Annotated in this window: 5 protein-coding genes and 1 pseudogene; 3 read left to right on the forward strand and 3 right to left on the reverse strand. The window is 40.9% G+C overall.

The annotated features are described in order from the left end of the window. From Xhom_RS07370 to Xhom_RS07380, 3 genes and pseudogenes are all read left to right on the forward strand, one after another. On the forward strand, positions 1 to 130 hold a 130-nt coding region (locus Xhom_RS07370; RefSeq protein ID WP_244590775.1), incomplete at its 5' end, for an IS1 family transposase. Positions 131 to 157: 27 nt separating this feature from the next. Then, positions 158 to 1,282: pseudogene (locus Xhom_RS07375) on the forward strand (conjugal transfer protein TraG N-terminal domain-containing protein); the annotation flags it as partial. Positions 1,283 to 1,547: 265 nt separating this feature from the next. Continuing rightward, positions 1,548 to 6,158 carry an autotransporter outer membrane beta-barrel domain-containing protein gene (locus tag Xhom_RS07380; protein WP_069316696.1) on the forward strand — a complete coding sequence of 1,537 codons (4,611 nt, stop codon included), beginning with the start codon at positions 1,548 to 1,550 and terminating at the stop codon, positions 6,156 to 6,158. 103 nt (positions 6,159 to 6,261) lie between these two features. Here Xhom_RS07380 and Xhom_RS07385 read toward each other — a convergent pair whose 3' ends face one another. From Xhom_RS07385 to Xhom_RS07395, 3 genes are all read right to left on the reverse strand, one after another. Next, positions 6,262 to 6,675 carry a hypothetical protein gene (locus Xhom_RS07385; protein WP_069316695.1) on the reverse strand — a complete coding sequence of 138 codons (414 nt, stop codon included), beginning with the start codon at positions 6,673 to 6,675 and terminating at the stop codon, positions 6,262 to 6,264. Positions 6,676 to 6,688: 13 nt separating this feature from the next. Further along, a complete protein-coding gene (locus Xhom_RS07390; protein ID WP_069316694.1) occupies positions 6,689 to 7,357 on the reverse strand; it encodes a hypothetical protein in 669 nt (222 codons plus the stop codon). A 192-nt stretch (positions 7,358 to 7,549) separates the two neighbouring features. Next, a complete protein-coding gene (locus tag Xhom_RS07395; RefSeq protein ID WP_069316693.1) occupies positions 7,550 to 9,076 on the reverse strand; it encodes a hypothetical protein in 1,527 nt (508 codons plus the stop codon). Positions 9,077 to 9,622 lie beyond the last annotated feature (546 nt).

A 9,622-nucleotide genomic window follows, 5' to 3' on the forward strand; every position in this document is an offset into this window, starting at 1 on the left:
AGAGAGAACGAATTTAACTCAGCGTACTCGAGTAAAAAGACTGAATAGAAAAACTATCAGTTATTCAAAATCCGAAGAAATGCACGATAAGGTGATAGGAACTTTTATTGAGCGTGAGTACTATTTTTGATATTCAATCTAACTATTTAATACATGACCAATATGGTGGTTGTTGATTCATAAACTATCGAAAGGGGTTACTCAAGCTGCTGTAGCGTCAATTCCATGCCGTCCAGATTTACGACAGGTGCGTTTCGAAGTGCAGCATAGTTATATAAAAAACAGCGCATTGGTTGCTGCTTTGCAAGATTTTACCAATGATTGCTATTCACTTGCATTGTATGACTGGAAAAGTAAAGACCAGGGAAAGGAAGCGAATGAAGATATTTTACGAGATATTGAATGGTTAGGCTCTCAGACCTTCTTAAATGGGGCTTATCAAACACTCCAATCGCGTACACCTAGAACTGGATTCTCTTGGGTTTCTAAACGTGATGATGGATATCCAGATACAGGTACAGGAGGTTATCCAACATGTGCTCAATGGTGGTCAGATGGAAAGGTTGGTTTAAAAAAGTTAGTGATGGAACAAGCTGATCCTGGTATGTGGCTGAGGGCAAAATCGGCAATTAAGATTCTGAATAGGAACTCTAGAGAATTTGAAGAAGCGGTTATTCGCCGTTTGGTCAGTCCAGAAAGTCTGAAGGTGTCTCAAGGAGGCTCTGTATATATGGGGTATGGAGGTAATGCTGATTTCGGTTTAATAAATACAGGAACCAGGCTAGGTTCAATGGCTGGTCAAGTGATTGGATCATTTGCAGCATTTCCAGCGTTAGATGCTATGCGGCAATCATTACCTATGGTTCAGGCATTGTTGTTAATGGCGGTATATGTGATGTTGCCCTTGATTTTGATGTTCTCAGCCTACGAATTCAAGACCGCCATCACTTTAACACTTGTGATTTTTGCTCTAAATTTCTTAACGTTTTGGTGGGAACTTGCTCGTTGGTTGGATAGCTGGATGATAAGTGCGTTGTACGATTCAGATACGCATAGCAGGTGGAATATAATGGGAGTCCAAAATGTTTCGGATGATATTATCATAAATTTTGTTATGGGAACGATGTTTCTTGTGCTACCTGCTGTTTGGATGGGGGCACTTTCATGGGCTGGAATTAAAATTGGTGGCACATTAGAAAATGGTATGCAAAAAGGAACAACTGAATCCAAACAAGCAGGTGGTAAAGCTGGAGAAGCCGCTGCTGATAAATTGAAGAAATAATGGTAGGTGATTGAGTTTATAAAACTCAATCACCTATTAAGATAATGTTGAAAAGAAATTTTTATTTGGTAATAAAATAAATAGAATCGATAATTTGACGGAGGGGTTCTGATAATTAGGAATTATCTGAATATTTCATTAATTATTAGTGTTTTTTTATCTTTTTTTATAAAAACTCACTAATGCAACAGCACCATAAATCGACGTATCGGTAAAACTCTTCTAGCATTAAACTACATATGTAAATTATTCGGTGTTCCGATTCATGAAAATATATGAATGTTCGGTATTATCATTGGCAGTTAGAATAGCTTTATTTTTTTCTGGCGTAAGCGTTAATGCGGTAGCTTCACAGTGTGGCACTCCGAATGGAACGACCAAAATTGATTATCCAGCAACAGAACCCTGTAATCTTGCAAGCCGCGAAACGGTGGAAATCGAGGACAAGAAATCGATTATTGTGCCCGTAGGTTCGGGCCTATCAGGTAATTATCATTTTGCATACAATGCTGTCAATATTGGTAATGATGATAATTATGCTCAAACCATCTCTGCCGATGGGGTAAAAAATTCTGGCACGTTGTATGGATATATTGGAGTCAATGTAACTTATACTGGTTCTCTTGGACAATTAGTTAATAATGGGATCATAAATGGCACCTATGGTGCAGTGTGGGTTTCGGGCAAGTTAAAGACGTTGGATAATAATGGATTAATGAAATTCGACAGCGAGGATAGTTCTTATTCAATATATATCGATGCGGCACAGGGAACAGGAAAAATGGATGGTATGTATGGATATGTAGAAGAAATTATTAATCGTAATAAGGGAAAGATAGAAGGAATTTCTATTTTTGATTTGACAACGCTTAAAACACTTTATAATGATGGCATCGTCACTGGCCTCGAAGATGGTATTCGTGTTGATGGTGGAGGAACTATCGAAAACCTACAGAATAATTTAGGAAGCAAAGGGATTATTGCTGAACAGAACGCTATTAGCGTAATTGGAGAAGGCCCATCAGCACAGTCAAAGAAAGCTTCCAATATTAAAAAAATTACCAATGCATCAAAGATACATGGCAAACAAAATGGCATTTTTATAGATGACAAAGGGGTTATTGCTACCATCACGAATCAGGATAGCGGCGAAATAAAAGGGGATAAATTTGCTATAGATAATGCTGGCACCATTTCCGATGGTATTTACAATTCAGGTAAAATCACTCATGGTATCCATAATTCTGGCACCATTACTCATGGTATTCACAATTCCGGTTCGATCACTGGCAAGGTAGCGCTTGGAAGCGCCAAACTTTTTATGTCTGGCCCAAAAGCTATTCTGGATGGCGATGTGACTGGAATAAAAGATTCCGTTGTTACCATCGATGGCAGTGGGACGAAAACAAAAAATTATACCCATCATATGAGCGTTGAGGCTGTAACGCTGTTATCGGGAAGCGAATTTTATCTTGGCGATGGCGGACGTATTTTCAGTGATATTACAAATAATGATGGAACTCTTTATTTCAACCAAAGTGGTAAAACAGCTTATAACCATATCATTAGCGGAACAGGGAATGTTCACCAGGCCGGTATTGGCACAACTATTTTAACAGGAAAGAATGCCTATACCGGTGAAACAAATATTGAATCAGGCACTTTACAGCTTGGCAATAATGGGACGACGGGAAGCATTGATAATAAGTCTAAAGTCACTATTGGCAATAACGGAATACTGGCTTTTTCCCGCACTGTTCCAACAATTTTCGACAACGAGATTGATGGAAATGGTTCTGTTTACCATCGGGGAACTGGCGATTTGATTCTGACCGATAATGTAAAAACCGGTAAACCCATCACCGTGACAACAGGCAAACTGCAATTTGGTGATGGGGCTAAAATTGGCAAACTCTCTCTCGCTGGTATCGACAATAATGGGGCAGTCATTGTTGCCGGTAAAAAAGACAGTGTGGTGACGCTGGACGGTGAAATAAGCGGAACCGGATCGCTGGAAGTTAAGGGAGGAACAGCAACCTTAACCAGTAATAACACTTACTCGGGTAAAACCACAATAGATAAGGATGCCACATTACAACTCGGTAACGGCGGTAAAAGCGGAAATCTTGCCAAAGGCGGTGTTTTAAACAATGGCATACTGGCCTTTAATCTCAGTGACCTAAATACTTTTGAGAGTGCTATTTCCGGTAATGGCCTGATTGAGAAGACAGAAACGGGCACAACAACGCTAAGCGCAGATTCCTCCGCGTTTACAGGAACAACGAATGTTGAAGGCGGCATGTTTTCCATTAATGGGAAACTGGGCGACAAAACGTCGAAGCTCACTGTAAAAAAAGGGGGCGCGGTGAGTGGCACCGGCACTATCGGGGGTACAACAACGATTAAAGCTGGCGGTCATCTTGCGGGTACAGGTCAACAAGGCGATATCCTGACATTTGACAATGACTTGACCCTTGAGCCGGATGCTAACGTAAATATTTCCCTTGGATCGGAGGAAGCATCCGGGTTATTTACGGTTCATGGCGATCTGACGCTGGCAGGTACACTGAATGTTAAGGAGCTGGGCGGTTTCGCCGCAGGTGAATACGATATCTTCAATTATGACCGCAAGTTAAATAATAATGGGATGACGATAACGGGTGACAATTCCGGTTCACTCTCTCTCGATACACATAACCCGAATCAAGTCCACCTCACTAACACGGGTGGACTAACCCTGAACTGGTGGGCCGGAGGTGATGGTATCTGGCAGGTGGATGGTGATCAGAACTGGACATCGAAATCAGGGGACATGAAATCCAGTTGGCGAAATACTGACCAATTCCCTATCTTCGCTAAAAAATCCGGTACGGTACGGGTCAATAACAGCGGCGGTGTTGTCACGGTCAACGGGATGCAGTTCAGAACCGATGGGTATGTGATTACCGGTGAACCGCTGACACTAGCCACTGACAGTACGAGAAGCGCCAAAATCCGTGTGGGTGCAGGTAATAAATCCTCAGCGGGTATGGTTGCCACCATTGCATCCCCCCTGATAGGGACAGCGATGCTTGAAAAATGGGATGAGGGTACGTTGATTTTATCCGCTAAGAATGGATATACCGGCGGTACAAAAGTGACACGCGGTACGCTCCAGATTGGGAATAGTGGCACTGAAGGCGATATTATCGGCGGTGTTGAAATTGGTCGTAACGGTTCCCTCGCCTTTTACCGTTCAAATGACATGGCATTTGCTGACAAGATCACCGGTGAGGGCAATCTGGTTAAAAAGGGTAAAAACAAACTCACCCTCACTGGCGTAAATATTTATACAGGAACAACAGCCGTACAGCAGGGGACGCTTTACCAAGGTACAGCAGGTGCTTTCAGTGCGGCGTCTTCTTTCATCAACGAGAAAGGAAGTACGCTGGATTTAGGTGGGTTTAATACCACGTTTTCCGCGTTAAATAACAGCGGCACGGTGATATTTGGCAGAGATGATAACGCGGTCGGGCGGACATTGACTGTCACGGATGACTATACCGGCAATCACGGTATGATCAGTTTATCGACGGTATTTGCAGGGGATAATTCCACAACTGACAAACTGGTAGTGAAAGGCAACGCATCCGGCACAACACAGCTTGCGATTAAAAATACCGGTGGAAAAGGGGCGCTCACGAAAGAAGGTATCAAGGTTGTGGAAGTAAAAGGCACATCGAATGCCTCGTTCAATTTGGCCGGTGACTATCACCATCAGGGCGATCCTGTTATTGTCACGGGTGCCTATGCTTACCGTCTTGATAAAAATGGCAAGGATTGGTATCTGATTTCGTCGCTGAAAAATTCAAAACCGACTCAACCACATCATCCTCCGGCGCAGCTCTACCATGCTGGTGTGAGTCTTTACGAGGCTTATGGCAGTATTTTGCAGACATTAAATAAGCCTGCCTCTTTACGTGACCGAATTGCCGGACATGAGAGCCGCTTGAGTGACGTGGCGGACTTAAACACGACCATTGCCAACAAGCACGAAGCAAATCGCCCAAGCCCGTTACCTACTGGGGGATGGGGACAAATAACCGGCTCTTATGGCAAGCTGTCGCCCCGTGTAACTACCTCTGGTGCGGACAATATTACCTATAAGATGAGACGCGCCCAAGTCGGTATCGATAGCCGTCTTTATGAAAATACTCAGGGCGCAGTCGTTGGCGGTGTTTTCCTGCAATATTCGAATATTGATGCGGATGTCGGCTCTGAGCATGGTAAGGGGAATATTCGTGCCAATGGTTACGCGGCGGGGGGAACCGGTACGTGGTATGGCAACAATGGATTTTATCTGGATGGCCTAGCCCAGCTCAGCTATTTTGATAATGACCTGAATTCAAAGACTGCCGGCCAGTCTTTGGGAAATAGTAAATCCGCACTGGGGTATGCATTGAGTCTGGAAGCAGGACAAGGGCTTGACTTGAATCAGGAATGGTCATTGACCCCACAAACACAACTCATATTCTCTTCCATAGATATGAATGGGTTTCATGATCCATTTGGCGCCAAAATCCATTTTGACCGAAGCGAAAGTATGAAATTTCGGGTAGGCACGACGATAGACTATCGTCAAAAAGCCACACATTTATATGGTTTTTTCAATATTAATCAGGAGGTTTTGGGGCGTGATGATTTGACTAACGTCGCCGATGTTGCCTTTATCAGTGGCCATGACCGCACCTGGGGGGACGGGGGAGCGGGAGGTTCCTACAGTTGGGATAACCGAAAATCTTTCGTCTATGGTCAAGCTTCAGTCAACACCAGCCTGAATAACTTTGCAGACAGCTACGAGTTGAAGGCCAAAATCGGTATAAAAACGACATGGTGATTAAAAGAGTATCATTGGAATTAACAGAAAACCGTGGGGGATGCCCCACGGTGGAGAATTTTCAGAGAGTTACTCTGATGAAAAAATGGTGCGAAGCAATTTATTAGTGGCTAACGTCCCACGGTTCGTCGTTATATTTCCATCCTACCAGACAGACAAAAAGGTTATTGTATTCGAGTTTGCCACCGTGATCTTCAAAGGCTGCGCAATAGGTTCTTCCCAGAGTTGGCTCTCCCGAACTTGGTACTATAAGACTTTCAGCCCAGGTATTATCAAGCTGGCTACTCGATGGACAATCAACAATACATATAAGATTTCCATTTTCTCCTGTGTATAGAAATGAATTAGAGTCTTTAGAATTCCACTCACTACCTGATTTGTACCAAGTAGCGTAATTTTCCCCAGTGGCGCTATCTTGTATTTTCACTGTATAATCATACCCAGCGAATTTCTGAAAAAAATACGATATATACCAACCATTTTTAATATCTGGAAAATGAAGTGTTGTCGTTGCCATTGATAATATCTCCTTAAAATTGTCCCATGGTATATTTTATGCTGCCAACATATTTATCAGTCGTCACTCTTATAGTGCAATATCTTCCCTTCTGACCTTGCAGGTTTATTTTAAATTGCCCGTATTCATCTGTAGTCATTGATTGTATCGTATCGGGGTTTGAACCAATTTCTAACACGTTACTTATGTTTACGGCCCGCTCGATTTTATAAAAGACGGCTGTGTTTTTAATTTGTTCAGATGTCTGTTTATCGTGAATCTGGATTGTCAGTATTTCGTATTCGTCACCGATTGGCTGATATCCGGTTATTGTTAAACTCGCTTCACAGGGTGAAAAATATGAATGTTTAATTGTGACGTGTTCAGTCGCAGATAACGTTGTATTCTTATTCCTGTCAGTAACCGCATAATAAACATCATAACTACCAAGAGGAATATGAGAGAAAGGGATTATTATTTCATAGTGAGGAAAGTGAATATTTTCTTCTATTATATAAAATGGTTCTGACGATACATTTACATCTCCTTTCAGATTAACAATGATATAATCATCAATATTGACGGGTTCATATCGTTTTATTTTTACCACTAATATGGGTTGACTTAATTCTGATTCATCAATAATACCCTCTTTACTTTGTGGTAAAGAGGGGGCTGCCAGAGTATTTGTTTTTATCGACATATAATCACCCATAGAAAAACATTTTTTTATAAAAGGTGGCAGCCAATAATATCTATTGACTGGCACACATGCTAGTTATGTTAAGATGAGACTGTACCGAAGCTCCTGATAAAAAGTTCTGATTTCTGGTTCCGAACTACACAAATGTAGTCTAACGGGATAGTTCCATCATCATTACCACTTGATGCATCATTATTCATCAGTTTTTCTGGCTGTACCGAAGCTCCTGACAAACATTTTCGATTTTTGGTTCTGGGCAACTCGGAGGTAGTCTATCGAGAGAGTTCCATCATTATCGCTACTTGCCGGGCTAAAACCCATCAGTTGGTTGGCAGGAATGTTAATTTTATAATAATTATCTGATATCTCACTCTGCTTCACGGGGTGACTTTCAATAACATTAAACTGTAATGGACGTGCTTGTGATTGTGTATCAACGCAATATGAGATATAAGCTGTAATAGTGATCGTGTCACCTGCGACAATTGTTGTCTCCGATTTAGACAAATCGGATAACAGTCGTACCTCAAGTCCTTTTGTACCAACACTGTTGATGTTGATTGCCTGATACATACCGAGATATACACCGAACTGGTCATACACTTCTGGAGCAACCAAAGTTCTGGATATATCATTGGGATTTGGACTGTTATTGCCCCCGCTGTCATAGGTGATGATATTAGGCTTAGAGCCTGTTACTTCCCCTTGCTCGTCAAGCGCAACATAGCTGATGATATTATCACCATCGTATAGGTTGCCGTAATCAGCTACCAATTTATAATATCCGCTCTGTTCACGCTCTAACTGCCCAAAGCATAATTGTTTCTTATACAGATTGCTTTCATCGTCGCTCACAAACCCAATGATGAAATCACCAGATTTAGCTCCCGAGTAATGTGGGATCATGAAATGAAAATGATCTATTTCATCCGGTCTTGTTAAATCAGAAGTCGTGTATGTTTCCTCAATGATTGGGGGATCAAAGCTGCTGGATGAATCAATTGCAATTGTATTAATAAATAAGGTTTGTTTTTGATTAAATTCTAACTGGTTGAATATCGTTTCAATACCAACGAACCTACTGATACCCAGAGTCGCATATATTTTTAGGTTAACAGCCTCGATTGATGGTTTATTGACTAGATAGTAATAATATTGTTTTTCCAGATCAATATCATAAGGTAGAATTTCAACCGAAGTTCCCCCCTCTACTGTAAATATTCGTAGCGGAGCGGTTGTACGAATCGGAATCTCGTACTTTGAAAGTGCTCCCACTTTTTTTATCATCGGGTTGATTGACGCTGAAATATATGGGTTGGTAGTCGGTGAATCACCCGTTAATTCAACGGGAGTTGGATCATACAAATACGTCGATGCTCCTCTCACTACGCAGGTGTCTCGTATCAGGGCAGGGTTATCACCAATTTTATATTTCTCTTCCGCTGTTGGCTTATTTACGGTGTTAGTGGAAAACTTGATGTCACAGTCTTGAGCGCTTTCGTCAGCAAGAAATATCAATTGTTGGTAACAAATTCCTTGAGAGATTTTACTGGGGAATATTTTTAATAATTTCGCCCCCGTTGAATTTATAACTGTAACCGTTGTAGTGCCAGAAACCATACCTGTTTCCCCGGATATTTTGGCAGATACGCTAAACGGTTGACCTTTGATGACCTGTGTCCCACTATCGGCAAGATTTATTAAAAGTTTTGCAGCCATTATATTACCTCTCAGAAGTGTCAGATTAATTTCAATTAAAAATATCCTTATAAATATAATTATTAGTTTCAAACAGGAATTAATATTGTAAGGTTAGATTACATTTAAATTAATCAGTAATCAATGTATGAACAGCAAAAAAATAACATAATAAAATCAATGTATAACTTTTAAAACAAAATTTTATTCCAATAAAACTTAATAAAATAAAATATACACAATGATAAAGTTATTAGTCATTAGTTTTTAGTTCTGTCACATTAACGGCGAGTTTATTGATTGTGATTCCAATAATTAGATATTGGAATCACAATCAATAAAGCCTATGTGAAGATTGCACACTAAATAAGTTTTCATAATAGTGATACACTCATTTTTCTCATTCCCGATTGTTTACCTTGAAAATAAAACCCCTTCTGTTTCGCTCAATATCAATGGTAAAGAAGTTATTAACCCGGCGGAAAAATACATCGGCTATGCGGCATATTTAATAAACCGTGATTTGAAATAACTTTTTACGCGCTCGGGTCGTCGTTGTAATTGACG

Source organism: Xenorhabdus hominickii (assembly GCF_002632725.1).
Taxonomy (GTDB): Bacteria; Pseudomonadota; Gammaproteobacteria; order Enterobacterales; family Enterobacteriaceae; genus Xenorhabdus; species Xenorhabdus hominickii.

Coding starts and splice junctions, on each gene's coding strand:
- Xhom_RS07395 (WP_069316693.1), bottom strand. CDS start 9,076: ATGGCTGCAAAACTTTTAATAAATCTTGCCGATAGTGGGACACAGGTC.
- Xhom_RS07380 (WP_069316696.1), top strand. CDS start 1,548: ATGAAAATATATGAATGTTCGGTATTATCATTGGCAGTTAGAATAGCT.
- Xhom_RS07385 (WP_069316695.1), bottom strand. CDS start 6,675: ATGGCAACGACAACACTTCATTTTCCAGATATTAAAAATGGTTGGTAT.
- Xhom_RS07390 (WP_069316694.1), bottom strand. CDS start 7,357: ATGTCGATAAAAACAAATACTCTGGCAGCCCCCTCTTTACCACAAAGT.